Origin of the sequence: Marinobacter qingdaonensis, from assembly GCF_034555935.1 — a bacterium.
GTDB lineage: Bacteria > Pseudomonadota > Gammaproteobacteria > Pseudomonadales > Oleiphilaceae > Marinobacter > Marinobacter qingdaonensis.
The window spans coordinates 1,387,419-1,413,919 of the sequence record NZ_JAYDCJ010000003.1 but is presented as its reverse complement, the minus strand read 5'-3'; the positions used below and the strand labels follow the sequence as shown (position 1 = coordinate 1,413,919).

The following is a 26,501-nucleotide window of genomic DNA, read 5'->3' as shown; positions in this document are numbered from 1 at the left end:
AGCCGCGTCCAAGTCACTCATCCCAATAACATCAGCAGCTACCGAGAGCATTACCAGGGACCTTTCAGGAGGTAATGTGCCATGAAACGTTCAACACTCATGTTCGTCGGTGCGCTTTCCGTACTGCCCCTCGCGGCCGCGCAAGCCGCGGGACACGGTGAGTTCGGGCCAGAAACTGGTGATCGGGAATTCTCCATCGCCGGTACCGGCGGCGGCGACCGTGACTTTGACAACAGCAGCATCGGCCTCAGCGGTGACCTCGGCTGGTATCTGCAGCCCAACGTCGTGGTCGGTATCCGCCAGAGCGTCAGCTACGCTGACATCGAGGGCCAGTCCGCGAGCGATGACTTCTGGAATGGCTCAACCCGCGGCTACGCCGACTATCAGTTCGGCCATCACAAGTTCCGGCCGCTGGTCGGTGCCAGCCTGGGTGCGGTCTACGGTGATGCCGTGAAGGACAGCGCGTTTGCCGGCCTGGAGGCGGGCGCCAAGTACTACGTGCTGCCCAAGACCTACATGCTCGGCCGCGCGGAGTACCAGTGGTTCTTCGATGACTCCAGCGACTCGGACGACAACTTCGACGATGGCGCCTGGGTGTACACCGTCGGTATTGGTTTCAACTTCTGATTGAGCCCGGGTGACCGGCACACCCTGCCGGTCACCCCGTCACCTTCCGTTCAGTCCAGCTTCCGGGGCTGCCCGCCTGTGCTACGCTTTTGACTATGGCCAGACTGGCGCCCTCCAGGCAGGCTTGGAATGACTGACGCCCCGGATCCCGAACAGAATCACCTGCTCGCCGCTCTGCCGGAGAGCCTGAAACCCGAGATCTTCGCCACGCTCAAACTGGTGGAGATGGAATTGGGTGCGGTGGTCTATGAATCCGACCAGCCGATCACCTCGGTGTACTTCCCCACCAATTGCATCGTGTCGCTGCTGTACGTGACCCAGGATGGCGCGTCTGCGGAGATATCGGTGATCGGTAACGAGGGTCTGGTGGGCGTCACCGTCGCCCTGGGGGGCAACAGCACCCCGAACCGGGCCGTGGTCCAGAGCGCCGGATTTGCCTACCAGATGCCGGTCGCATTCATGAAGCAGCAGTTCGACAGCTGCGTCGAACTGCGGATGCTCACGCTCCGGTATACCCTGACTCTGATCACCCAGATGTCCCAGACCGCGGTGTGCAACCGCCACCACTCCATCGACCAGCAGCTGTGTCGCTGGCTGCTGCTTGCCCTGGACCGGGTGCCCGGCAACCAATTGGAGATGACCCAGGGCCTGATTGCCAATATGCTCGGGGTTCGACGTGAAGGCGTCACCGAAGCCGCGTGCAAACTGCAGCGGCTGGGCGCCATCCGCTACAAGCGTGGTCACATCGAAGTGCTGGACCGCAGCCGGCTCGAAGCCCTGTGCTGCGAATGCTACGGCGCCGTCCGGCGCGAGACCGAACGTCTGGCGCACCAGACCCGAAACGCGCAAACCCCGGTCGGGCCGGCAGCGCCCGACCCGCCGGAATCGGCAGAATCCAAGGAACCGTAATGAAAATTGGCGACATATCCAAACGGGTCGGCATCGCCGTGGAAACGGTGCGCTACTACGAGAAAATCGGCCTGTTGTCGGAACCGGACCGCGACGCCAGCGGCTATCGCGCCTACCGGCAACACCATCTGGACCGGCTGCAGTTCATCAAGCGCTGCCGCAGCCTGGACATGGCCCAGGACGAAATTCGCGAGCTGATTCGCCTGACCGAACAGCCCGACGCCGACTGCCGGGAGGTGGACGCCCTGCTGGCGCGCCACCTCAGTCACGTGCGCGAGCGGCTGCAGGAACTGGCCAGCCTGGAGCAATCGCTGGAACGGCTACAGCAAGCCTGCTCCGAGGCCCGGACCGTGCAGGAGTGCGGCATTTTGGGCAGCCTCGCCAGCGATCCCGGCCGGTCCGCGAGCGGCCCCTCGCCTGACAAGCACAATCATGTGCCCGGCACCCACGGTCAGGGCCACGGCTGATCGGCCCGGGAAAACCGATCCAGGGTATTGACCCTGTAGCAGCTACAGGGTTTTTACTGGCGCCATAACCAAACAGGAGGTTTGCCCTATGGCGTGCAGTTGTTCCGCTCCCGAACCCAAGGCTCCAGCCCCCGGCTTTCGCCGGGCCCTCTGGCTTGCGCTTTGGGTCAATCTGGCCATGTTTTTTGTCGAGGGCCTGGCCAGCCTGCAGTCCGGCTCGGTGTCGCTGATGGCCGACGCCATCGACTTTTTCGGCGACAGTGCCAACTACATCCTGTCGCTGACCGTGCTGTCCATGGGCATGGTCTGGCGCGGGCGCGCCGCCCTGGCCAAAGGCGTGACCATGGTGGTTTTCGGCCTGGTGGTTTGGGGCCGGGCGATCTGGGTGGCGCACAGCGGCCTCACCCCGGAGCCGCTGACCATGGGCGCGGTCGGTGCGCTGGCCCTGCTGGCCAATGTGGCGGTGGCCCTGCTGCTGTTCCGGTTCCGGTCCGGCGATTCGGACATGCGCTCGGTGTGGCTGTGTAGCCGGAACGACGCCATCGGCAATGTCGCGGTCATGGCCGCTGCCCTGGGGGTGTTCGGTACCGGTACGGCCTGGCCCGACCTTGTGGTCGCCGGCATCATGGGCACCCTGGCGATCACTGCAGGCGTCAATGTCGCCCGCCACGCCCGCAGCGACATCGCCACCGCCCGCGCCAGCCACGGCAAGCTGGCCACCGCCGGCGCCGGCCATCAGGGGCGCTAGAACGCCAGGGCGATCATCACCGGAATGTAGACCAGGGCAAACACCGTGGTCAGCATCACGGTGCCGGCCGCCTGGCGTGGCGCGTTATCCAGCAGGGTGGCAATGACCACGGTGTTGGCCGCAATGGGGGTGATGGAGATCAGGAACAGCGCCTGGTGCACGGCCGGCTGGTAGATACCCAGGATATGGGCGTCCAGCCACCAGAACAGGGCGGCGGCGGCCGGCCAGACCACGAATTTGCCGACGAACGCCAGGCCAGTGAACCGGAGGTTGCCGGCCAACCCGCGGAAACTGGTGATGCTCATGCCGATGATCATCATGCCCAGCACGCTGTAGGCGCCGCGAAGATTCTCGAACAGGGGCGCGAACAGATCCGGAATCCGGGCGCCGGACAGGTTGAGCAGCACCGCCGCCAGGAACGCATACACCGACGGCAGCTTGACCACGCGCCAGAGCGCGTCCTTGAGGTCGTAGCGGCCCCGGGCCGCCAGATAGAACCCCACCGAGTTCTCGAACAGGGTGGTGCCCAGCATGCACACGATGTACAGCGCCAGGCCTTCCTCGCCAAACAGCAGCAGGGCCACGGGCACGCCGAAGTAACCGGTATTGCCGGAACCGACGCACAGCGGAATGAGGCCGGCGCTGCCGTCGGTGATCAGTCGGCGGGCGATGCGCAGCTGCACGACGGCAAGCAAAGAGCAGAGCGCGAAGGTCAGGAACGGCAGTGCGATGACTTCCGGCGACAGGGGTGCCGCCATCACCCCGGAAAACACCACCGAGGGCGTGACGATGTACAGCATGATGCCCGCGATGTGTTTGCCGCTGGCCTCAAGACAGCGGCCCGCCACCCAACCCAGGGCCACGGTCACGTACAGGGGAATCAGCTTGAAAAACAGCGCCAGGGCAGCGGCCATGAGGACTCCGGACATGCAGGGTTGGCAATCGACCAGAACCATCTGGCCATAAAAAAGGGCAGCAGGATAACCCTGCTGCCCAGAATCGCTCAACGCTTTGCATGAATTGCCGGCCACTGGTACGCAACCGGCGACAACAACTAGTAAACTGTACGCAGGTTAAATGATGGCAGATCAGGTGGATAGCAGAAGATTTCCACAGGCTTGATCAGTTTTTCTGACCATCTTCACAAAACGGTCACCCGGAGCATTTGCGTACACCTGTACGCTCAAGTACCTTTACGGCCATGATGAATGACGGTACCCAAGCCATGACACACAAGCCTGACCCCGCGCCTTCTGTCCATCACCGCATCGAGGAGTGGCTCAACAGCGCCACCCACGGCCTGGGCGCCATTCTCAGCGTGATCGGGACCATTGGCCTGATTGTCGCCGCCAGCCAGCTCGGCGATGTCTGGAAACTAGTCAGTTTCAGCATCTTTGGCGCCTCCCTGATCCTGCTGTACCTGGCGTCGGCGCTGTACCACGGTGCCCGCCACCCGGAGCTGAAGAAAGCCTTCAAGACCCTCGACCACTGCGCCATCTTCCTGCTGATCGCCGGCACCTACACGCCGTTCTTGCTGGTTAACATGCGCGACACGGTGGGCTGGACACTGTTTGCGATCATCTGGTCCCTGGCCCTGACCGGCGTGGCCCTGAAGCTGGTGTTCAAGAACCGGTTCAAGCTGGCCCGGGTCGGCATCTACATCGCCATGGGCTGGCTGATCACCTTCGCCTCCTCCGATCTGGTGGCCAACCTGAGCACCACCGCCCTGAACCTGACCATTGCCGGCGGCATTGTCTACACCGCCGGCGTCGCCTTTTACCTGGCGGACCGCATCCCCTACATGCACGCGGTCTGGCACCTGTTTGTGATCGGTGGCAGCGCCTGCCACTTCAGCGCCATCTATTTCGGCGTGCTGCCGCACGCAACCTGACGGCCCGGAGCAACGACCATGGCAAAATGGCTGGTGAAATCGGAACCCTCGGAATGCGGCATCGACGACTTCGTCGAGGCCTCGAGCACGGTCATCCCGTGGGACGGCGTCCGCAACTACCAGGCACGCAATTACCTGGCGCAAATGCGCGAGGGTGACGAGGTCTTCCTGTACCACTCCAGCTGCCAGGCCATCGGCATCGCCGGCATTGTCCGGGTGGTTCGGGGCGCCTACCCGGACCCCAGCCAATTCGATCCGGAGTCGCCCTACTTCGATGCCAAGAGCCATCGCGACAAGCCGCGCTGGCAGGCGGTGGATCTGACCCTGGTCCGGCAGTTACCCCGACTGATCCCGCTGCACGAACTCAAGGGCCTGCCCGGGCTGGAAAACCTGCCACTGGTGCGCAAGGGCAGCCGCCTGTCGGTGATGCCGGTCACCGAAGACGAGTGGCAGCTGACCCTGCGCCTGGAGGGTTAATCCCGGGCCGCCAGCGCCGGCTCCGGCTCATCCGCCGGGATCGGATCGGGACTGGTGTCCCAGCCCACCAGCGCCAGCGTTGCCACCACACCCATCAGCAGCCCGATCCAGGGCTCGAAGAACGCCAGGGCCGCCCCCACCAACACCACCGTACCCCGCGACGCGTTGTCCCGCGGAATAGCCATGGCGATGTAGGCGCAGGCAAACCCGGTCAGCACCAGGGTCAGGGACAGCGCCACCCCAAGCAGGGGCTTGAGCCCGGTCAGCAGTGGCAGCAGGAAGAAAATGAACGGCAACCCCATCAGGTAATAGGACGCCAGACCACTGTGCAGGCTGCTCATGGCCTTGGGCCCCTGCTTCCAGCGCTGCACCACGATGACATGAACGCCGGTCCAAACCGCGCCCTGGGTGGGAAAGAACGGCGCCAGCACGGCCATGATCGCGTTGCGAATCGCCAGGGAGAAATGGGAGCGGTTCAGATTGATGTCGACGTGCTCGTCCCGGCGTGCACCCAGACCATCTCGCAGCACCTCGTTGCCGGTGACCAGATCGCCGAACAGAATGATGTAGGCGATCAGCGCCAGCGGCACGCTCTGGATCAGCATGTCCTGGGACGGCCAGCCAATCATCAGCGGCGAGACCTTGGCCAGCGCCTCCCCCACCGGTGGCACCAGAATGCCCCATTGGATGTCGAAGCTGACCTCGCCCACCAGCGGCCCGACCATAGCGGCGACCAGGAAACCCGGCAGCAAGCCGAGCGCCCCTAGCATGAAGAAAAAGCGGTTGCGCTCCTTCAGCTTCTGCATCGGCACCGAAAAGGTAAAAATCAGGCAGATGGCACAGGCCAGGCCGGTGGCAATCGGCTGCTCGAGCAGGAACCGCTCGGCGTCGTCCACGAACACTCGCTTCAGTGCGGCAATGGCAGCGCCCAGAATGATGCCGGCCTTGAGGGTGTCCGGCAGCCAGACCACGAACCGCCTACCCAAGCCGGTGATGCCCAAGAACAGCACCAGGCCGGCGAACACCATGCTCAGGGCAGTCATCGCCTGGAACCGACTGGTGGGGTCCTCGTAGCCGCCGATCACAAAGGCCAGGATGAGCGGCAGCGCCGGGGTAATCCAGCCCCCGGCGTAGGGTTCGCCAAACACGATGACCGCCGAGGCAATCAGGGAGGCGTGAATCATCGACAGCGCCACCGCTTCCTCGAAGCTCAGGCCGAAGAACGCGGTCATGACCGGAATCAGCGCCAGTCCCGTGGCGGCCGAAACAAACAGCCCTTGCAGGAATTCCGGCCAGCACAGCCGGGTGTGGTAGAAGGGCAAACGGAAGGTGAACGGGCCCCAGCGCCAGCCGGGCAGCTCGGATCTTTCTGACATGGGCATTCACTCGCTTTCGTGTTGTTGTTGGTTTTGTTGTTCGCTTCCTGAGTATGGAAAGCGATTCCACCTACCGCGAATGAATCTTCCTGATCTTTGCGCATAAACAGAATTTATCCGGATGGCCGGCGCGGCAACCCGATCGAATCCCGCTCAGGCTATCCAATCCAGCCGCCGGCCATTAAAATCCCGACCTTTCCCTGGATCATCTGGAGTCGATGCCCGCCATGCCGTCTGAATTAAGTTCCGCCTCAGCGTCCGCACAATTACGCCGGATCGAATCCAGCAAGCTGTTCCAGGGCATCGTCATTGCCATCATCATCCTGTCGGCACTGACCATCGGGGCCAAGACCTACGACCTGCCGCCGCTGGTGGAGCAGAGCCTGACCGGGATGGACAACGCCATCACCGCGTTCTTCCTGATCGAGATCCTGTTCCGCTTCGCCGCCTGCCCGAACAAGCGCCGATTCCTGCTGGACGGCTGGAACCTGTTCGACACCATCGTGGTGATCGGCAGTCTGATCCCGCTCGACAATTCCGATGCCGTCCTGCTCGGGCGCCTGCTGCGGGTGTTCCGGGTGCTGCGCCTGGTGTCCGTGGTGCCGGAACTGCGCTTCCTGATCAACTCTCTGCTGAAAGCGATCCCGCGCATGGGCTACATCGCCCTGCTGATGTTCATCATCTTCTACATCTACGCCGCCATGGGCGCGATTTTCTTCGCCAGCGTCGACCCGGAACTCTGGGGCGACGTGGCCATTTCCATGCTGACGCTGTTCCGGGTGGCCACCTTCGAGGACTGGACCGACGTCATGTACGCCACCATGGAGCATTACCCGCTCAGTTGGCTGTACTATCTGACCTTCATCTTCCTGACCGCGTTCGTGTTCCTGAACATGATGATCGGGGCCATTCTCGAGGTCATGAGCGAGGAGCAGAACGCCGCCGAAGCCCAGAAGGCCCACGATGAGCGGGACGAAATCGTCAAACAGCTGCACGCGGTGCAGCGCAAGCTCGACGACCTGACGGAGCGGCTGGAGCGGTCCTAGGGCGCGTGCACATGCGCCCTGCTGCCATCCCTTGATCCACTGAACGTGGTCGACGCTTGATTTCCTGCGCGCCAACCTATTAAATGTAAATGAGAATCTAACTCATTTAAATTTTTGTTAAGGAATGGCGCGTGCTTTCACCCAACCGGACACGCCTGGCCCTGGCTGAGGGTCGGTCCGTCTACGGACTGCTCAATGCGGTCCCCACTCCCTGGATGGTCGAAATGATCGGTTATGCCGGTTACGACTTCGTCATACTGGATACCGAACATATGTCGACCAATCCGGAGTCGCTCGAACACATGATTCGGGCCGCGGAATGTGCGTCCGTGACCCCGCTGGTCCGGGTGCCAGGTGCCGACTATGCATCGATTACTCGGGCGCTGGACAGCGGCGCCCAGGGCATCGTCGTCCCCAGTGTTCGCACCCCGGAAGAAGCGCACGCTGCCGTTCGAATGGCCCGCTACGCTCCGCAGGGTCAGCGCGGCATCACCGGAGGCAGAACCACCGGCTTCGGCACGCTGAAGCTTAAGGACTACCTACAGCAAGCGAACCGGGAAATCCTCGTGGTGCTGATGATCGAGGACGAAGAAGGCCTGAAAAACCGGGACGCGATCCTGAGTGTTCCCGGCGTGGACTGGGTGCTTCCGGGCGCCGTGGACCTGTCCCAGTCGCTGGGTTGCCCCGGCGATCCCTTTCACCCCTCGGTCAACGACGCCATTGGTGAGCTGGCGACCTCCTCGCTCGCCACCCCCGTCCACTTCTGTGCCCTGCCCAGAAGCCGCGAGCAAATGACGCAATGGCAAAGCTGGGGCGCCCAGGTGTTTCTTCTGGGCGAGGACCGCAGCCTCGTGTTTCGACACCTGAAATCCCACCTCGCGTCCTGGCGCATGGAAGCCAGGCCGCAGCCAGCCTGAAAGCCATCACTTTCTTTAGAACCGTTCGAGAGCTTGCAACCATGAACAACACGCTAGTCGTTCTTGCCCACGTTCCCACCGAGGCCGTGAACCGGGGTTTCCTGCCCGCCGCCGACGCCCTGGGCCTGGGCGTTATCCTGCTGACCGACCAGGCGTCGGCTCACCACCGGTATTTCAGTCAGCCGAACCTTCCGGCCTATCCGGTTCAAATCATTCAATGCGATGTGTTCAATCCGGTGTCGGTCCTGGACGCGCTATCGGACCTGCCTGCCCCCGCCGGCGTCTTTTCTAACAGCGACCACCTGCAAACGACCACAGCCCTCACCGCCGCCTACCTGGGACTGCCGGGGAAAGACTGGCGCTGCTGCTATCGAGCCAAAAACAAGGCCGCGATGCGACAGCATCTGAGCGCGTCCGGAGCGGACGCTTGCTGGTTCCGCACCGTCTGGGAAAGCGAATCGCTGGAACCGGCGGCCATCAGTGCGCCCTATCCATGTATCGCGAAGCCCCGGGAGGGGGTCGGCAGCCTGAACGTGCGCCTGCTGGAGAGTGCCGAGCAGCTGAGGTCATTCGCCGACGGCTTCTGGCAGGCGCATCCGGGCCAACCGCTGCTGCTGGAGGAGTTTCTGACGGGTCCCTTGCTCACCCTCGAGACCCTCGGTGACGGCGATCGACTCATCGGCCTGGGAGGCTTCGAAGTGACCCTGTCCGCGCCTCCTCACTTCGTGGAACTGGAAGCCACCTGGGTACCCTACACGGAGGTTCACCCCCACCTGCCCCAAATGCTGGAGCAAGTCCAACGGCTGGGAGTCGGGTTCGGCGCCTGCCACTCGGAATTTGCGATCACGCCCGAAGGGCCCCGGCTGATCGAAGTGAATTACCGAACCGTGGGCGACGGCCGTGAGTTTCTCCTGGACCGAATGATGGACCGGCAACTGTTCCAGACCATTCTGCAAATCCACCTCGGCCATGCCTTCAACGCCCCCTCGGCAGGTTCGGCGGCCAAAATCCGCTATCTGGGTACCCCGCGCGCCGGAACCATCCAACGGGCACCCCTGGCCCGAGAGGAGTCGCTCAGTGACGGCATCGCGGAATTCACACCGCTCAAGGTCGAGGGCGACTCCGTTCAGCTCACCCACTCCAATAGGGACTATTTGGGGGTACTACGCCTGTTCGCCAATGATCACACCGAGGTTGAGGCCAAACTGCAGAGCTGGACCGCCGAACTTGAAACCGCATGGGAGATCGGCTGATGCAACAGAGCCTAATCGCCGACAGCCCGGCGCATTACCTGACGCGGCGACTGATTGATGCCCTGATCCGAGAAGACGTCGCCGGCTGTCAAAGCCAGTCCGAGGTGGTCGACGCCTCGTCCGTGCCCGGGGCGCCAGCATGGCCAGCGGAGTGGCTGCACTGGGCGCTGGATCGGGGGACACTCTGGGTGCCGGTCGCGCCAGCGCGGTTCATGCAGCGCTGGCAGTGGAGCGGTCAACCCATGATCTGGCAACCGGCCACAGCCGCCGAGACCGCCACTGTCGATCACTACGAACAACTGCTGGCCTGCCTAGAATCAGACGAGACGGGCGAATCCCGGGAGCTGCTGGCCACGTATCTGGCCGAGTGCCGCACCGCGGAGGCCCACCACATCAGTTGTCAGGAAGAGCGGGATCGCTGGTTTGCGGAAGCTCGTCAGCAGGGCCTGCATTGGCGCGACCTAACCGCGGTGCCTGACCGCCTGCTGTACTTTGACCGACTGGCGGCCTTCCTGGACCACCCCTTCTACCCTAGCGCTCGCGCCAAGAGTGGTTTTGACGACGAAGCGCTGGCGGCCTACGGCCCCGAATTCGCCCCCCGCTTCCAATTGCGCTGGCTCGCAGTGCCCCGCAGCGAAGTCACCGAGCGGGGACGCCTGCCTGACGCCTGGCCAAGCTTCAGCGATGTCGGTCTGAACCAACAGTTGGCCGACAACCATCGCCTCATCCCCGTACACCCGCACCTGTGGGACACGGCGCTTGATCGGTTCCTGGCCGAAACGCCCCTGGGCAGCCAAGTGCTTCGGGCACCAGATCCCTACCTTTGGGTCCACCCCACGCTGTCGGTGCGGACCCTGGTGCTCGACGCCGAGCCCCAGGTGCACGTCAAAGTACCCTTGACCATTCGAACCCTGGGCAACCGAAACATCCGCACCGTAAAACCAAGCACCCTGTACGACGGTCACTCCATCCAGCGGCTGCTTCAGGACATCATCGACAACGACCAGACGCTGTCTGAACTGCTGGCAGTCACCGACGAATCCACCGGCATGCACGCGGGCGACCTCCCGTGGCTTGGCTGCATCGTGCGGCGCCTACCAACACTGTCGAGCCAACAGGCGGTGGTACCCGTGGCATCGCTCGCCGCCGACAGTCCCGACGGGCGCTGTGTAGCCCAGACCCTGGCCGATGTACTGACCGGCGGGGATCTCTGGACCTGGGTTCGGCACTACCTGGCCCTGACCCTCAGAGTGCACCTAAGGCTATGGCTGGAGTACGGCATCGCCCTGGAATCCAACCAACAGAACTCCATGCTGGTGCTTGAACCAGGACAACGCCCCTACCTTCTGCTGAAAGACAACGATGCGCCCCGGATTTGGCCGGCGCGACTCTGCCAGCGGCTGCCATCGGCGACCCCGCTGCTCGAACAACTGAAGGACCGCCGTATCCTGGTGGACGACGAGACACCCCTGGTTCAGATGTTCACAACCATCACCCTGCAACTGAACCTGGCGGTCGTTCTGGAAGGCCTGGCCGACCGCGGGCCGCACCTAGTGACCGAATGGTATCGCCTGCTTCGTCAGGAACTGATCGCCGCGCTTGATCAACTGGATGCCGACGGGGTAGACACCGCGCCGGCCAGACAGGCGTTTCTGCACGATGACCGGCTGTTCACCAAATACCTGCTGCGAGCCGGCAGCCTCGAGAGCAAAGACCGCACCGGCGCCGCGGACATCAATAAGTTCTATGGCAAAACGGCCCCGAATTTTCTGAGGCTGGCCCCATGAGCCGACGCATCCTGTCGGTGGTTCTGATCAGTCACTTCACGGCGGCGCTGATCGCCCTGGGGATGCCTCCGTTTTTCGGAGTGATCCTGGCCGACGCCTTTGCCGTCAGCGCACCCGCCTGGGTAGGCTGGTTTTACATCATCCCCACCGTGTGCACCGCGCTGTCGGCGCCATTCTGGGGCAGGGTTGCCGATCGCCACGGCCGCCGCTGGTCGCTGCTGCGGGCTCAGCTCGGACTGGCAGGGGCCTTTGTTCTGGCCGGGCTCGCGCCAAACGTAATGTGGTTTGCACTGGCCCTGGCCCTCCAGGGATTTCTCGGCGGAACCTTTGCCGCCTCCAGCGCTTACCTTTCGACGCTGGCACAGGGCCAGACGCTGGCTCAGGCCCTGAACTGGATGCAGGGGTCGGCCCGATCCGCAATGCTGCTGGCACCGGTTCTGTTTGGTGTCCTCATGACCCAGGTGCCAGCCCAGGATCTCTATCTGCTCCTGGCGTTTCTGCCACTGCTGTCGGTGTTACTGATCTGGCAGTTTGCACCGGCAGACGCATCCGACGCGGCCGCCCGTTCCAACGAGACACAGGAAAACCGAGGCTCACCAACCGGAGAATGGCAACGCCTCGCCCTGCTGCATTTTGGGTTCAACTTTTCCCTGGTCGCCAGCTTTCCCTACTTCATCCCATGGACCCAGGCCCTGACCGACAGCAGCACGGCCATGGCAGGCCTGCTCTACAGCCTGCCCCACGGGGTCTACCTGGCGGTGCTGCTGACACCGTATCGATCATTCCAGGCTTCCCGACGCGCTTCGATGCTGCCCGTGGGCCTGGCCGTGTTTGCCGTGTCCTACCTCATTCAGGCGGTAGCCGACACAATCACCACCCTGATGCTCGGCCGACTCGCCATGGGGGTGGGAATGACGCTTTGCCTGTTCGCCATCAACCGGGAAACCGCGCGACTGGCCAGCGCCGCCGGAGCCGGCCGGCACTTCGGCACCCTCGACGGCATCGGGAAATGGGCCGGAGTCGCCGCTGGACTGCTGGCCGGGGTTACCGCCGGCCTTGGGGACCTGGCAGCCCCACTCTGGCTCGGCGCCGCCACGGCGACGCTGACACTTCTGATCAGCACCTTGCGCCCACGAGAAGAGGCTGTTGCTCACCACCACTGTCTTGAAAAGGAATAGCTCCGATGTCCATGACCGCATCCCACCAACACTTCCGGGATCAACATTGCGATTTCCAGGCAGACCAGGCCAGCATGGAAGCCCTGCTGAACTGTTACTGCCGGGACATCGCCCAGCCTGCAGACGAACTGACCGTACACGACGCTGGCGCCAGCCAGATGTGGCCCCAGGCGCTCCGCATTCGCCAGGCACTGGACTCCGCCAGAATCCTCCAGATCAGCTTCCCCGACTCCGAAGACCTGCTGCTGATCGCCATCGCCGGGGATTCCAGGACCTGCAACTATCGCTACCTGTCGCCCCCGTACCTGAAATCGCCGCAAAGGAGCTGGCGTATACTGGGCCTGGAGCAGCTCGCCCGGCTGATTCTTAACCATCTGGCCGATCGTTTCGATCACCCCTTCAACGGTGACCTTTACCGGCAGATCCTGCTGAGCCGACGGGTGATGGCTACTGCACTGGCCTACTCCCGGGTGCCCCAGCACTGGGGGCAAGGTCTCGGGGCCTTTCGCTGGTCTGAGCAATCCCTGTGCTTCGGACACCGGTTTCACCCGGCCCCAAAATCGCGGGAAGGCTTCGACGCCGAGGACATCCTGCAGTATTCACCGGAACTGGGCGCAGGCTTCGCGCTCTTCTACTTTGCCGTCAAACCGGAGGATGTGCTGCGCGGCGGAGAGCTGAAAAACCCCGCTGATCTGGCGGCCACCGACACCGACTTGGACCTGCCAGAGGGCATGATCCCATTACCGGTTCATCCCTGGCAGGCACGGTACCTGATGCGTCAGCCGCTGGTTCGCAGCGCCATTCGGTCCGGTCGGCTGGTGCCCCTTGGTCAGGCAGGCCCGAGGTACTACCCCACGGCCTCCGTGCGCACCCTGTATAACCCCGGTGCGCCTTTTTTCCTGAAGTTCTCCACCCACGTCCGACTGACCAACTGCGTTCGGAAAAATGCGGTGTACGAACTCAACAGTGCGGTCACCTTATCCAGCGCCCTGAAAGCGCACCTCGAGCCGTCGCTGGCCCCGTGGCCCGGGTTTCGTCTCCTGTACGAGCCCGGATTCCAAACCCTCGATTTTTCGGACCTGGACAGCTCAGACCGCCGATTCATTGCGGAGGGCTTCGGGGTCATCCTCAGGGACAACGTCGAGCAACACCTGTCGGCCGGGGTCACGCCCTTACTGGCCGCCGCCCTGTTTACCGAAGACCGGTATGGCCTGTGTCCGGCGACCGAGGCCGTGCGCCGCTGGGCAGGTCACGCCGGGCTCCCGGAGATGCAGGCAAGAACGGCCTGGTTTGAGCAGTATCTCAACCTGCTGGTGCCGCCACTGCTCGAAGCACTGTTCCATCAGGGCGTCGTGTTCGAGCCCCATCTCCAGAATGTGGTGGTGGGCCTTCGGGACGGTTACCCCGTCCAGGTTTTTGTACGTGACCTGGAGGGCACCAAGCTGGTGCCCGATCGCTGGTCCGGGACCTTGCCCGACACCCTGGACCCCGACACCCTCGCGTCGATTCACTATTCCCCAGGCAAGGCCTGGAAACGTGTCGCCTACTGCCTGCTGGTCAATCATCTGTTCCAGGTGGTCGCCTGCCTCAGCCAGGGCACACCGGACACGGAAGCGCGACTCTGGTCCTGCCTCGCCCAGGTGATAGGGCGCTGGCTGGCAAACTCTGAGGATGCCTGGGCCAACCAGGTACTGGGCGAACTGCTGGCGGGCGCGCCCATCCCAAACAAGAGCAACCTGTTAACCCGTGTGTTCAAACGGGCCGATCGCGATTCGGACTACACCTGGGTAACCAACCCGCTGCCCCCAACGCCCCTACACCCCATTGCTACAGGAGAGACAAGTGCCAGTGTCTGACATCCCCAACCGCGTTGAGCAGGTCGCACGCGACCTGAAAGCCGAAAGTCGCGACCCGCTCTGCGCCTACATCTACGACCTGCCCGCCCTGCGCACCCACATTGCCCGGATCGTCCAAGCCTTGCCGGACAACTGCGACATGTTCTACGCCGTCAAGGCAAACCCGACGCTGCCGGTATTGCAAACGCTAGCCCCCCTGGTACACGGGTTCGAGGTGGCCTCCGGCGGTGAGCTGGATTGGGTCCGCACTCATTTCCCAACCATTCCGGTCATCTTCGGGGGCCCCGGAAAACTGGAATCGGAGCTCGACGACGCCCTCGCCCGTAACGTGGAGGTCATCCATGTGGAAAGCCTGCTGGAACTGCGGCGACTGTGCACTCTGGCCGAACGCCGAAACCACACACAGGACATTCTGCTGCGCATCAACCTGGAACTGGACACGGCCCCCTCGACCCGACTCACCATGGGCGGGCTCCCGACCCCTTTCGGCATGGAAGAAGGCTGTATCGACGAGGCACTGAGGATCCTCGCGCACCAGGCGCGAATCCGACTGCGGGGCTTCCACTTTCACCTACTGTCCCACCAGCTCGACGCCCAACGCCACCTCGATCTGATCGATCGCTATCTGGCCACGGTGCAACGCTGGGAGCAGGAATTCGGGCTGACCATTGACCAAATTAACGTCGGCGGCGGCATCGGCATCAATTATCTCGAACCATCCCATCAGTTTGACTGGGAGGGATTTACCGGCGGCCTGGCCGAAGTGTTGGCGCGTTACCAGCATCGCCCCTGGCGAATTCGGTTCGAATGCGGCCGGGCGTTGACCGCCGCCTGCGGTTATTACGTCGCCGAGGTGTTGGACATCAAGGCGTGTGGGGAGGAATGGTTCGCCATCTGTCGCGGGGGCACCCACCACTTCAGGACACCCGCCGCCCAGTCCCATAATCACCCGTTTCAAATCCTTAAGACGGGCGACAACCAGCGTGATGAACCCGCCGTGGCCAAGCAGTCAATCACCCTGGTCGGTCAGCTCTGCACCCCCAAGGACGTCTTCGCCCGACAGGTCCCAATCCCGTCGCTCTCAGTCGGAGACCTGGTGACCTTTGAATACGCAGGTGCCTACGCCTGGAATATCTCCCACCAACAGTTTCTGATGCACCCGGCCCCGCAGGAGGTTTTTATCGAGTGATCAGGGTCCAACGGGCACAGCCATCCCAAAAAACACAATTGTAATGCGAATTATTATCAGTACAATGCGCACTAAAATTAAGAACAAGCTGGAGAACCCCATGCTAAATTCGGTAGTTTGCCCCCCTCTAAAGCGCCACCCGTTGTCGGCGGCCATTGCGCTGCTTCCCTTTCTCGCTGGCGGAGCGTCCTCCGCCCTGGCGCAGGACGCGAAGACGCCCACCCTGCTGCCCGGACTGAAGGTGACCGCGGACTGGCTCGGGCCGCCCACCAAGGAATCGGAGAAGACCTACACCGGTGCCCGCACGGTCGTCGAGGAAGAGGAATTGCAGGCGCGCGGCGCGCTCAACCTCGAAGACGCCCTGCGGCCGGTCCCCGGCCTGGTGGTGCTGGATGAAACCGGCACGGGAATCCTGCCGAACATCGGCGTTCGCGGCTTGAATCCGCTGCGAAGTGAGCGCCTGCAGATCCTGATGGACGGTTACCCCATCGCCATTGGTCCGTACAGCAACGTGGGCGTGTCGCTGTTCCCGGTCACCCTGCCGAGTCTTGAGGTGGTTGATATCGTGCGCGGTGGTGCCGCCGTCCACTACGGCCCCAACAACGTGGGCGGGGTGGTGAACTTTGTCACCAAGCCCATTCCCGGCACGCTCTCCCAAACGCTCCGGGAAAGGGTCACCATTGCCGAAGAGACGGGCAACGTGCTGACCGACACCTATTACCGGGTCGGTGGGCCAGCTACCAAAAACCTTGACCTGCAATTCCAGGCGAATGTGCAGCGCGGCGATGGTTTTCGTGAGCATTCGGACACCAAGGTCGATAACCTGATCCTGGATGCCCGCTACTATCTGAATGACCAGCACGAGCTGGCCTCCCAGCTGCAGTATTATCGGGTGGACGCGGAACTGCCCGGCGCACTAACACCGAGCGCCTACGAGCAGGACCGCACCCAGAGCCAGCGGCCTTACGACGGGTATGAGGCCGACATGACCCGGGCCAATGTCACCTGGACCTACACGCCCACCAACGACGTTGAGTTCAGCTGGCGCAACTTCGTTCACGATGCCGACCGCACCTTCTACTTCGGCCAGAACCTGAGTGGCGACGGCCATTGGGCCGATCCGGGCCGTGACTCCACCCACGTCGCCGACTCACCGCGCCTGTTCACGGTGTTTGGCACCGAACCCAAAATTGCCTTCCGGCATGGCCGCCACGACATTACCGTGGGCACCCGGTTCGTCAGCGAAGACGTTGAGTTCGACGTTAACCGCCGCGACCTGTCGGACAACTCGCGCTCCGAGGCCCGGGATTGGCACCTGGACACGCGCGCTGTGGCGCTCTACGTCAGCGACACCATGTCCTTCCTGGATGACCGCCTGACCGTAACGCCGGGGCTGCGGTACGAGGATGTGGACATGGACTTCCGCGACAACCTCAGCGGCAACACCGAGGAAAACAATGCAGAGGAACTGCTGCCGGGCCTGACCCTGGGCTACCAGGCCAGCCGTGATCTGTTCCTGTTTGCCAACAGCCAACGTTCGCTGGTGCCGGTTCAGATTGCCCAGACCACCCGCGAAGGCGCGGTGGCCAACGAAACCGCTTGGAACCACGAGCTGGGAGCCCGCCTGCAGGCCACCCCGGACCTGCTGACCTCGGCGACCTTGTTCCGCATCGACTACGACGACCAGATCCAGTTCAACCGGTCGTCCAGCCGGTTCGAAAACCTGGGTGAGACCCGCCACCAGGGCATTGAACTGAGCAATCAATGGCGCCTGAACAACCACTGGACGTTTGGTCTGGGGTACACCTACCTGGATACCGAACAGCGTTCCGGCGCCAACGAGGGCAATGAACTGCCGAACGCGCCCAACCACAAGGTGAGCGCCGATACCACTTACAGCTACCAGCGCTGGGACGCGAGCCTGAACTGGATCTACGTCAGCTCCAGCTACAGCGATGCCGACAACACCGAGCAGGAAACCGACAATGGCAGTGCCGGCAAGCTGCCGCATTACCACCTGGTCAACACCCGCGTCGGGCGCGACTTCGCCGTGGGCGGGGATCGCGTGCTGAACCTCGGCCTGGCGGTCAACAACCTGCTCGATGAGGACTACTACTTCCGCGGAGTGGACGTCAGTCCGGTTGGGCGGGTACCTCAGCCGGGTCGCAGCTTCATCCTCGAGGCGCAGCTCGACTTCTGATGATGAGCCTTGGCAAACGCATTACCCGGATCCTGCTTGTGATCCTGCTGGCTCCAACGCCAGGCTGGTCGGATGACGGCGCCATCGAGCTGACGGACGACCGCGGGGCTAGCCTGCGGTTGTCCGAGCCGGCCACTCGTCCGGCCGCCATATCCACTTTCGGTGCCGACGCGGCGCTCGCCCTCGGGCGCACGCCCGCGGCCATCACCGACTATGGGGTTGAAGGGGTGCCGGACTACCTGGCATCCCGACTGGCCGGCGTCCCTATCCTTGGACCCCGCCACCAGCCCAATCTGGAGGTCATGTCGTCGATCCAACCGGATCTGGTCATCGGCATCCGTCGATACACCGAAAAGGATCGTCAGCAGATCAACGGGATTGCGCCCCTGCTGGCCCTCGACCTGATCACCATCGACGACAGCACCCGGGCCGTGGACCTGGTGGGGCAGGCCCTGGGGGCGAGCAACCAGGCCGCCGAACTGAATCGCAGCTTTCGGACCCGAATCCAGACCCTGGCGGCGCGAACGCCCGATACCACACGCCCCTCTATCGCCCTGCTGACCAGCGGCAGCGAGACACCGTTTCTGTATTACGATCATTTCCTGCCCACGGCACTGCTGGAGCGGTTGCACTTCGAGCACGTCGGCGGGACTCCCCCCAATCCCGCCAGCGGCATTCCCCTGGGCTATCGGATCAGCCTTGAGGCGCTGCTGGCGCTCGACCCCGATGTCATCCTGCTGCTGCCCACCAGCCGCGAGCGGGCATTCACCCTGAACCCAATCTGGCCCTACCTGACCGCGGTGCGGACCGACCGGGTGTATGAGGTGCCCCACTACTGGAAGGAGGGCGCCGGCCCCATCGCCCGTGAGCGGATTCTGGACGACATTCAACGACTGCTGCTGACCGGACCCGCGGCTGAGTCAGCGCGATGACAGAGCCCTTACACTCACTCCGCCCGCCGGCGGTGTTTGGCCTGTTGTCGCTGGCCCTGGGGCTGCTGTTTCTTCTGGGATTAATGGCGGGCTCCCGCTGGGTCTCGCCCGGAGCCCTGGCCACCGTGCTGGCGGGCACCAGCGATCTTCTGACCACCATCACGGTGACCGAACTGCGCCTGCCCCGTAACCTGATCGGCCTGCTTGGCGGCGCTGCCCTCGGGCTGGCGGGGGCCGTCATGCAGGGGGTCACCCGAAATCAGTTGGCGTCACCCGGACTTACCGGGGTAATCGCGTCGGCCGCCCTGGCCACCGTGGCCATGCGCACCTTCGGCACGCCGAACGCCGTTTGGCTTCCCATGATCGCGCTCGCCGGCGGCCTGATTGGCGGCGCACTGACCTTTGCCGTGGCCGGCCACCGACAGATGCGGCCTGATCGAGTCGTCCTGGCCGGCATTGCAGTCACCTCGATGGCCACGGCGCTCACCACGGCCATCCTCCTGGTGTCCGGGTCGGAAGCGGCAGAGCTCTATCACTGGCTGGCCGGCAGCCTGATGGGGCGCGGCTGGCATCAGCTGCACATGTTGGCGCCCTGGCTTCTGCTACCGCTGCTGACGTTGCTGGCCATGCCCAGACCGTTCCGGCTGCTGCAGCTGGACGACGAACTCGCCTTAGCCATGGGGCTGTCGGTGGCCCGTTGGCGCGCCATTTTTATGATCCTGGCTCTGGTATTGACGGCCTCTCTGGTCGCGTTCACAGGCCCCATCGTGTTCATTGGCCTGGTGGCCCCTCACATTGCCAGGCGACTGCTTGCCGCCCAGCCCCAATACTGGCTCCCGCTGAGCGCCCTGCTCGGCGGCCTGCTGCTGTTGGCCGCCGACATTCTCGCGCGACAGCTGGCACTGCCCCAGGAATTGCCGGTGGGCATGCTCACCGCGCTGATCGGCGCGCCCTGGCTGATCTATCTGCTGAACTCCCGAACCCCATCCCGGAGCACTTGACGTGACACAATCGGTTTCGCCGACCGCCCCAGCAGCCCGCCATCGCTCTGCCCCGCAGGTTTGGGTCTACGGGCCTGCACTGGTCATCCTCGGCGTTCTGGGCCTGGCGCTTGTGGCTCTGGGCGCAGTCCAGTCCGGCGCCGTGCCGGTGACCTGGCCTCAAATCTGGGCGGCGCTGACAGGCGAAGGCTCACAACATGCCGAACGGGTCATTCTGGACCTGAGACTGCCCCGCACCCTGGTTGGCGCGCTGATCGGCATTCACTTCGCGCTGTCTGGCTGGTTGCTGCAATTGCTGAGTCGTAACCCCCTGGCGGAGCCCGGCATCCTGGGGATTTCGGCCGGTGCCAGCCTCGTGGCCGTGACCGTTTTTATCATCGGAGACTGGCTGGTCGCCAGCGATAACCCGTACCTCACCTCGACAGTGGCGCTTGAGTACTTGCCCGCCTTCGCCATGCTGGGCGGGCTCGTAACGGCGACCCTGGTGTACCTGCTCGGCTTGCGCCAAGGTACTTTGTCACCCGTGAAGATGACCCTGACGGGCGCCGTGGTCGCCGGCATGCTTCACGCCGTGACTACCGGCGCCCTGGCTTTTTGGGGGCACGCCCACACCGAGCTGGTGGCGCAGTGGCTGGCCGGCTCGCTGTACGGCACGCACTGGTCGCACCTCCAAACCCTGCTACCCTGGACCCTGGCCGGACTGGTCGGCGTTGCCCTGCTGCTGCGCCCGCTAATGGTGATGCAGCTCGATGACCAGCAAGCCCGATCCCTGGGGCTGCGTCTAAATCGATGGCGGGGACTGGCGCTTCTGACCGCCACGCTGTTGGCAGCCAGCGCCGTCGGCATCGTTGGCCCCGTTGGTTTTATCGGTCTGCTGATTCCACACATCAGCCGGCGGCTGGCAGGAACCAGCCTTGCGCTTCAACTGGCTCTCTGTATCTTACTTGGCGCTATCCTGGCCATTGCTGCAGATACCGTCGGCAGAACCCTGTTTGCCCCCTACGAGGTGCCCGTGGGCGTGATCTCTGCCATTCTCGGCGTGCCCTTTTTTCTATACCTGCTATCCCGACAACCCTGAGACCGGACTCCATCATGCTGCGAACCGAGCATCTCTGCCTGGCCTACGACGACAAGCTCGCGGTAAAGGATGTCTCCCTGACCGTACCGACGGGCGAAATTACCTGCCTGCTCGGCCCCAATGGTTCGGGAAAGAGCACCTTGCTCAAGAGTTTGGCCGGCTTGCTGCCACCCCGGTCTGGCCAGGTCTACCTGGATAACCGTCCCGTGGCGAGCTGGAACCGCCGCCAGCTGGCGCTTCGGCTGGCGATGCTGCCACAAAAGCCGATCGTGCCGGAGGGCATCAGGGTCCGGGATCTGGTCGCTCTGGGCCGATTCCCCCATCGGCAATGGTGGCAGCGCAACCAGTCCAGGGACGACCAGGCGACAGCGGAAGCCATGGCAATGACGGGCGTACTGGAGCTGGCCGACCGCCCGGTTCTGTCCCTGTCCGGCGGGCAGCAGCAACGGGCCTGGATTGCGATGGCCCTGGCCCAGGACACCGACATTCTGCTGCTGGATGAGCCCACCACCTTTCTGGATTGGGGCTACCAGCTTGAGGTTCTGGAATTGCTGAGGACCTTGAATCGCGAGCACGGGTTGAGCGTGGTCATGTCCCTGCACGACCTCAACCAGGCCGCACAGTTCGCCGACCGAATCGCCATTCTGGCAGGCGGCGCGCTCCAGGCCGTCGGCACACCGGAGCAGGTCATTACCGAGGGTTTGATCGACGCCGTGTTCCGGGTCCGCACCAAAGTCTCTGTCGGACAGAACGGGCGTCCTTTCTGCTCGGAAGCGTCCACCTCCGATTCCACCTCGGCGGAAATCATCCACTAAAGGTCAATAGATCATTGCCAGATCCGCGCTACAGTTAAAGGAAATCATTCTGTAACAGAGACACTGGCACTATGTACCCAGATCATTTTGAAAAAGAAGACCTGATCAAATGCGGGCATGGCAAGCTCTTCCCCGGTTCCATGCGCCTGCCCATTGATGAAATGCTGATGGTCGACCGCATCACCCACGTTGCGCTCGACGACGGCGCCTACGGCAAGGGCAGCCTGGTGGCCGAGCTGGATATCAACCCCGATCTGTGGTTCTTCAAGGTTCACTTTGTCGACGATCCGGTCATGCCGGGCTGCCTGGGGCTCGACGCCATGTGGCAGCTGGTGGGCTTCTTCCTGGCCTGGAACGGTGGCGAAGGCAAGGGCCGCGCCCTGGGCGCTGGCGAGGTGAAGTTCTTCGGCCAGGTACTGCCCACGGCAAAGAAAGTGACCTACCGGCTGGACATCAAGAGACTGATCAATCGCAAACTGACCATGGCCATTGCCGATGGCAGCATGGAAGTGGATGGGCGGGAGATCTACACCGCCAAAGACCTGCGGGTCGGCATGTTCTCCTCCACCGATGATTTTTAGGAGTTAACACGATGCGTCGCGTTGTAATTACCGGCATGGGGATTGTCTCCAGCCTGGGCACCAACCAGAAAGAAGTCACCCAGTCCCTGCGGGACTCCCGCTCCGGCATTGGCTTCAGCGAAGAAGCGCGGGACAACGGGCTGCGCAGCCACGTCTGCGGCCAGATCAACCTGAACCTGTCGGAACTGATCGACCGCAAACTGTTCCGCTTCATGTGTCCGGCCTCCGGTTACGCCTATCTGGCGGCCAAGGAAGCCATCGAACAGGCCGGCCTGACCGACGAGCACATCCGTGCCAACACCACGGGCGCCATCTTCGGTACCGGCGGTGCGTCCACGGTGGAACTGCTGGATGCCATCGACACCCACCGGGAAAAAGGCATTCGCCGGGTCGGCCCCTACCGGGTCCCGCGCACCATGGGCAGCGCCATCAACGCGTCCATCGCCACTGCCTTCGGCATTACCGGGGTCAACTACGGCATCACCTCGGCCTGCGCCACCAGCGCCCACGCCATCGGCCACGCCGCCGATCTGATTGCCCTGGGTCGCCAGGAGATCATGCTGGCCGGCGGCGGCGAGGACATCCACTGGAGCCTGAGCCTGCTGTTCGACGCCATGGGCGCCCTGTCCACCAAGTACAACGAGACCCCGGAACTGGCCTCACGCACCTACGATGCCGACCGCGACGGCTTTGTCATCTCCGGCGGTGGCGGCACCCTGATCCTGGAATCGCTGGAGCACGCTGAAGCGCGCGGCGCGACCATTCTGGCGGAACTGGTGGGCTTCGGCGCCACCTCCGACGGTGCCGACATGGTGGCACCCAGCGGTGAGGGCGCGGTTCGCTGCATGCAGCAAGCCATGAAGGGCCTCGACGGCGAGATCAGCTACATCAATACCCACGGCACCAGTACACCGGCCGGGGACGTCACCGAACTCAAGGCCCTGAAGGAAACCTTCGGCGACAAGATCCCACCGGTCAGCTCCACCAAGCCCCTGTGCGGTCACGCCCTGGGCGCGGCGGGTGTGCACGAGGCCATCTACAGCCTGATCATGCAGCGGGAAGGTTTCATTGCACCGTCCGCGAACATCCAGAACCTGGATGAAGGCGCCGAAGGCTACCCGATTGTCCGGGAGCGTATGGACAACCAGAATCTGGATCTGGTGATGAGCAACAGCTTTGGCTTTGGTGGCACCAACGCCACCCTGGTGTTCAAGAAAATGTGACCGAGCGGTATTCAGCCGGTGACGTTCCCATCCAGCGTTTGAACGCCCGGCTAAATGCGCTCAGTTCGGAAAAACCAAGCTGCTCGGCAATTTCCACCAGCGGCTTGGTGCCATCCTTCAGGTAGGTCAAGGCCTGCTCCCGGCGGACCTGCTCCAGCAAGCGGGCGAAGGTCAGCCCCTCCTGCCGCAGTTTCTTGTGCAGCGTGTAGCGACTCATGTGTAACTGGGATGCCACTGCTTCGACTCCCACCCGGCCTCGAGCCAGCTGACCGCGGATCAGCAAACTTACCCGTGCGCTCAATGTCGGTCGCGCGGCATCCGGCTTCAGGGGCTCTGCTGCCATGCCATACTCCTCCTCAAATTCGCGTTGGCCCAATCAGACCAGATCCAGCGTACACGCGTAAGCCGAAAATAATCAATTAGACCTTTTAGCCACCCGTGAGCCTAGGACCTCTCCATTGCAATAAGGTTGCACCCGGTTGCCCTGCCGCGCTCCGGGAACTGGGCTAAGCTCTGAAAGACGGCCACACAGGAAGTAGGCCGCCGCCCACCACCTCCAGGGAGAGTCATCTCATGGGCCGATTCAGACGCCGCACGTTCCTGATCTGGCTGATGTTTATCAGCACCCCACTGTTTGCCGAGACGCTTGCCAATCGGGACCTGGTGCGCCAGCAGACGGGCGCGTTCATGGACATGATAGCCAGCGGCCGGGTAGCGGCGGCCTACAACAGCATGCGCCCCTACCTCGGCATCGAGCCCGAGGTGTACGACCTTGCGGTTCGGGAGGCGGCCACCTATTTCCAGCAAGTCAATCAGAGCCTGGGCGACGCGGTGGGCAGCTCGCGGGTAAACGTGGAGGTGATCGCCAACGATTTCACGCGGGAGACCTGGCTGCAGAAATTCGAGGCCGACGCCATTGCCTGGCACTTCACCTACTACCAGCCCGATGGCAACGGCTGGAAACTGGTGGAGGTGCGCCACTCCACCGATCTGGACAGGCTGTTCCGCCCGCCCGAGTAGCGATTAGTCGTAGGACCGACCCGTTCGACAGGCGGCCTTGGTGCCCTGCGCCCCGATTACGGTATAATCGCGACACGCACAATTTAATACCTGACTAATTTAGTCTGGTATTGTATAATCGCTCGCCAGAAGCAACGGGTTGCGCCGGTTTTTCCGTTATTCAACAGCCACCGGCCACCACAACCCGTCATCCAAAAACCGACTGCGGGGCGTACTCACGGAGTGAGCGACCATCGCGGCACCCAAACTGATGACATCCGCCCGCCAGCCAGACCACACAGGCTGTCGGCACACCAAGGGCCACGCGGCCCGTGATGAGAGAATACGGAGCGACGATCATGGCGACCACCGATAAAGAGGTGAACGAGCTGATCAAACGGGAATACGAGCACGGTTTCGTGACCGACATCGAAGCCGACACGTTCGAACCCGGCCTGAATGAAGACGTAATCGCCCGCCTGTCCGGTATCAAGAAAGAGCCGGAATGGATGCTGGAATGGCGCCTGAAAGCCTACCGTCGCTGGCTCGAAATGGAGGAGCCGAACTGGGCGCACGTCGGCTATCCGAAGATAGACTACAACTCCATCTCCTACTATTCCGCGCCCAAGCGCAAGGAAGACATGCCCCAGAGCCTGGACGAGGTGGATCCGGAGCTGCTGAAGACCTACGAAAAGCTCGGCATTCCCCTGCACGAGCGGGAAAAGCTGGCCGGGGTAGCGGTCGACGCGGTGTTTGACTCCGTGTCCGTGGCCACCACCTTCAAGGAGCCGCTGGCCAAGGCCGGGGTTATCTTCTGCTCCATTTCCGAAGCCATCCGCGACTACCCGGAGCTGGTCCAGAAATACCTGGGCACTGTGGTTCCTCACGGCGACAATTTCTTCGCCGGCCTGAATTCGGCGGTGTTCTCCGACGGCACCTTTGTGTACGTGCCCAAAGGCGTGCGCTGCCCGATGGAGCTGTCCACCTACTTCCGCATCAACGCCGCCAACACCGGCCAGTTCGAGCGTACCCTGATCATCGCCGACGAGGGCAGCTACGTGAGCTACCTCGAGGGCTGTACCGCGCCGATGCGCGACGAAAACCAGCTGCACGCCGCCGTGGTTGAGCTGGTGGCCCTGGACGACGCCCAGATCAAATACTCCACTGTGCAGAACTGGTATCCGGGCGACGAAGAAGGCAAAGGCGGTATCTTTAACTTCGTCACCAAACGTGGCGCCTGCATCGGCAAGAACTCCAAGATTTCCTGGACCCAGGTCGAAACCGGGTCCGCGGTCACCTGGAAGTACCCGAGCTGCGTGCTGCGGGGCGACAACAGCGTGGGTGAATTCTACTCCGTCGCCCTGACCAACAATTTCCAGCAGGCCGACACCGGCACCAAGATGATCCACCTGGGCAAGAACACCTCCAGCACGATCATCTCCAAGGGCATTTCTGCGGGCAAGAGCTCCAACGCCTACCGCGGCCTGGTCAAGTTCGGCCCCGGTGCCCAGAACGCCCGGAACTTCACCCAGTGCGACTCCCTGCTGATCGGTGACCGCTGCGGCGCCCACACCTTCCCGTACATCGAGAGCAAGAACAAGTCCGCGATCGTGGAACACGAGGCCACCACCTCCAAGGTCAGCGACGAGCAGATGTTCCTGTGCCGTCAGCGTGGTATCGACCCGGAACAGGCGGTGTCAATGATCGTGAACGGCTTCTGCAAGGAAGTGTTCAAGGAGCTGCCGATGGAGTTCGCGGTCGAGGCCGGCAAGTTGCTTGAAGTGAGCCTCGAAGGCTCGGTGGGTTAAACAGCCATGCCCCGCTGGCCTCGGCGAAGGCCAGCGAGCGGTGGCGCTTTTCGGGATTCGCTGTAAATACGTCCCTGTACGCTCGACAACATCATCCATGATGTTGACGATCCCGAAAAGCGCCACCACTCACTGACCCAGAA

25 protein-coding genes are annotated in these 26,501 nt (G+C 63.0%); 22 read left to right on the top strand and 3 right to left on the bottom strand.

Features of this window, described 5'->3' with window-relative positions; translation table 11 throughout:
• Positions 1-81: 81 nt before the first annotated feature.
• From U5822_RS09610 to U5822_RS09595, 4 genes are all read left to right on the top strand, one after another.
• Positions 82-627, top strand: a complete 546-nt coding sequence (locus U5822_RS09610) for an outer membrane beta-barrel protein (protein WP_322855408.1) — start codon at positions 82-84, stop codon at positions 625-627.
• A 129-nt stretch (positions 628-756) separates the two neighbouring features.
• On the top strand, positions 757-1,536 hold the full coding sequence (locus tag U5822_RS09605; protein ID WP_322855407.1) for a Crp/Fnr family transcriptional regulator: 780 nt from the start codon (positions 757-759) through the stop codon (positions 1,534-1,536).
• Positions 1,536-2,003 carry a Cd(II)/Pb(II)-responsive transcriptional regulator gene (gene cadR, locus U5822_RS09600; protein WP_322855406.1) on the top strand — a complete coding sequence of 156 codons (468 nt, stop codon included), beginning with the start codon at positions 1,536-1,538 and terminating at the stop codon, positions 2,001-2,003. Before U5822_RS09605 ends, cadR begins: the two co-directional genes overlap by 1 nt.
• An 88-nt stretch (positions 2,004-2,091) precedes the next feature.
• Positions 2,092-2,751, top strand: coding sequence for a cation efflux transmembrane domain-containing protein (locus U5822_RS09595; protein ID WP_322855405.1), 660 nt, complete (start codon positions 2,092-2,094; stop codon positions 2,749-2,751).
• Here the strand turns inward: U5822_RS09595 and U5822_RS09590 are convergent.
• Positions 2,748-3,665 (bottom strand): AEC family transporter, encoded by a 918-nt coding sequence (locus tag U5822_RS09590; RefSeq protein ID WP_322855404.1) that lies wholly within the window; start codon positions 3,663-3,665, stop codon positions 2,748-2,750. The genes U5822_RS09595 and U5822_RS09590 overlap by 4 nt on opposite strands.
• A gap of 311 nt (positions 3,666-3,976) precedes the next feature.
• Between U5822_RS09590 and trhA the strand changes: the two genes are divergently transcribed.
• A complete protein-coding gene (gene trhA, locus U5822_RS09585) occupies positions 3,977-4,642 on the top strand; it encodes a PAQR family membrane homeostasis protein TrhA (RefSeq protein ID WP_322855403.1) in 666 nt (221 codons plus the stop codon).
• Between the two features lie 18 nt (positions 4,643-4,660).
• A complete protein-coding gene (locus tag U5822_RS09580) occupies positions 4,661-5,119 on the top strand; it encodes an EVE domain-containing protein (protein WP_322855402.1) in 459 nt (152 codons plus the stop codon).
• On the opposite strand, the gene U5822_RS09575 is transcribed toward U5822_RS09580, so the two are convergent.
• Positions 5,116-6,495 (bottom strand): hypothetical protein, encoded by a 1,380-nt coding sequence (locus U5822_RS09575; protein ID WP_322855401.1) that lies wholly within the window; start codon positions 6,493-6,495, stop codon positions 5,116-5,118. The two genes, U5822_RS09580 and U5822_RS09575, sit on opposite strands and share 4 nt — an antisense overlap.
• A 227-nt stretch (positions 6,496-6,722) precedes the next feature.
• Here U5822_RS09575 and U5822_RS09570 point away from each other — a divergent pair, with 227 nt between their 5' ends.
• The 14 genes from U5822_RS09570 to fabB all read left to right on the top strand — a co-directional run bounded on the left by U5822_RS09570 (position 6,723) and on the right by fabB (position 23,551).
• On the top strand, positions 6,723-7,541 hold the full coding sequence (locus U5822_RS09570; protein ID WP_322855400.1) for an ion transporter: 819 nt from the start codon (positions 6,723-6,725) through the stop codon (positions 7,539-7,541).
• Positions 7,542-7,672: 131 nt separating this feature from the next.
• A complete protein-coding gene (locus U5822_RS09565) occupies positions 7,673-8,458 on the top strand; it encodes an HpcH/HpaI aldolase family protein (protein WP_322855399.1) in 786 nt (261 codons plus the stop codon).
• Between the two features lie 41 nt (positions 8,459-8,499).
• Positions 8,500-9,711, top strand: coding sequence for a hypothetical protein (locus U5822_RS09560; protein ID WP_322855398.1), 1,212 nt, complete (start codon positions 8,500-8,502; stop codon positions 9,709-9,711).
• Complete coding sequence (locus U5822_RS09555; RefSeq protein WP_322855397.1) at positions 9,711-11,498, top strand: IucA/IucC family protein; 1,788 nt, start codon at positions 9,711-9,713, stop codon at positions 11,496-11,498. The genes U5822_RS09560 and U5822_RS09555 overlap by 1 nt, the downstream gene beginning before the upstream one ends.
• Positions 11,495-12,676: an MFS transporter gene (locus U5822_RS09550; RefSeq protein ID WP_322855396.1), complete on the top strand. Its 1,182-nt coding sequence runs from the start codon at positions 11,495-11,497 to the stop codon at positions 12,674-12,676. The genes U5822_RS09555 and U5822_RS09550 overlap by 4 nt, the downstream gene beginning before the upstream one ends.
• Positions 12,677-12,687: 11 nt before the next feature.
• On the top strand, positions 12,688-14,532 hold the full coding sequence (locus tag U5822_RS09545; protein ID WP_322855395.1) for an IucA/IucC family protein: 1,845 nt from the start codon (positions 12,688-12,690) through the stop codon (positions 14,530-14,532).
• Positions 14,519-15,721, top strand: a complete 1,203-nt coding sequence (locus U5822_RS09540) for a type III PLP-dependent enzyme (RefSeq protein ID WP_322855394.1) — start codon at positions 14,519-14,521, stop codon at positions 15,719-15,721. The genes U5822_RS09545 and U5822_RS09540 overlap by 14 nt, the downstream gene beginning before the upstream one ends.
• Positions 15,722-15,821: 100 nt before the next feature.
• Positions 15,822-17,921, top strand: a complete 2,100-nt coding sequence (locus U5822_RS09535) for a TonB-dependent receptor family protein (RefSeq protein WP_322855393.1) — start codon at positions 15,822-15,824, stop codon at positions 17,919-17,921.
• Between the two features lie 2 nt (positions 17,922-17,923).
• A complete protein-coding gene (locus U5822_RS09530) occupies positions 17,924-18,853 on the top strand; it encodes an ABC transporter substrate-binding protein (protein WP_322855392.1) in 930 nt (309 codons plus the stop codon).
• Positions 18,850-19,854 carry a FecCD family ABC transporter permease gene (locus U5822_RS09525; protein ID WP_322855391.1) on the top strand — a complete coding sequence of 335 codons (1,005 nt, stop codon included), beginning with the start codon at positions 18,850-18,852 and terminating at the stop codon, positions 19,852-19,854. The genes U5822_RS09530 and U5822_RS09525 overlap by 4 nt, the downstream gene beginning before the upstream one ends.
• A gap of 1 nt (position 19,855) precedes the next feature.
• Entirely contained in the window at positions 19,856-20,932 is a 1,077-nt protein-coding gene (locus U5822_RS09520; RefSeq protein WP_322855390.1) for a FecCD family ABC transporter permease, read from the top strand.
• A 14-nt stretch (positions 20,933-20,946) separates the two neighbouring features.
• Positions 20,947-21,747, top strand: coding sequence for an ABC transporter ATP-binding protein (locus U5822_RS09515; RefSeq protein WP_322855389.1), 801 nt, complete (start codon positions 20,947-20,949; stop codon positions 21,745-21,747).
• 71 nt (positions 21,748-21,818) lie between these two features.
• Positions 21,819-22,328 (top strand): bifunctional 3-hydroxydecanoyl-ACP dehydratase/trans-2-decenoyl-ACP isomerase, encoded by a 510-nt coding sequence (gene fabA, locus U5822_RS09510; protein ID WP_322855388.1) that lies wholly within the window; start codon positions 21,819-21,821, stop codon positions 22,326-22,328.
• An 11-nt stretch (positions 22,329-22,339) separates the two neighbouring features.
• Positions 22,340-23,551 carry a beta-ketoacyl-ACP synthase I gene (gene fabB, locus U5822_RS09505; RefSeq protein ID WP_322855387.1) on the top strand — a complete coding sequence of 404 codons (1,212 nt, stop codon included), beginning with the start codon at positions 22,340-22,342 and terminating at the stop codon, positions 23,549-23,551.
• On the opposite strand, the gene U5822_RS09500 is transcribed toward fabB, so the two are convergent.
• On the bottom strand, positions 23,538-23,894 hold the full coding sequence (locus U5822_RS09500; RefSeq protein WP_322855386.1) for a helix-turn-helix transcriptional regulator: 357 nt from the start codon (positions 23,892-23,894) through the stop codon (positions 23,538-23,540). The genes fabB and U5822_RS09500 overlap by 14 nt on opposite strands.
• 230 nt (positions 23,895-24,124) lie before the next feature.
• On the opposite strand from U5822_RS09500, the gene U5822_RS09495 reads away from it, so the two are divergent.
• Both U5822_RS09495 and sufB read left to right on the top strand, forming a co-directional pair.
• Positions 24,125-24,571: a forkhead box protein gene (locus U5822_RS09495; RefSeq protein ID WP_322855385.1), complete on the top strand. Its 447-nt coding sequence runs from the start codon at positions 24,125-24,127 to the stop codon at positions 24,569-24,571.
• Between the two features lie 338 nt (positions 24,572-24,909).
• Entirely contained in the window at positions 24,910-26,358 is a 1,449-nt protein-coding gene (gene sufB, locus U5822_RS09490; RefSeq protein ID WP_322855384.1) for a Fe-S cluster assembly protein SufB, read from the top strand.
• Positions 26,359-26,501: the final 143 nt, after the last annotated feature.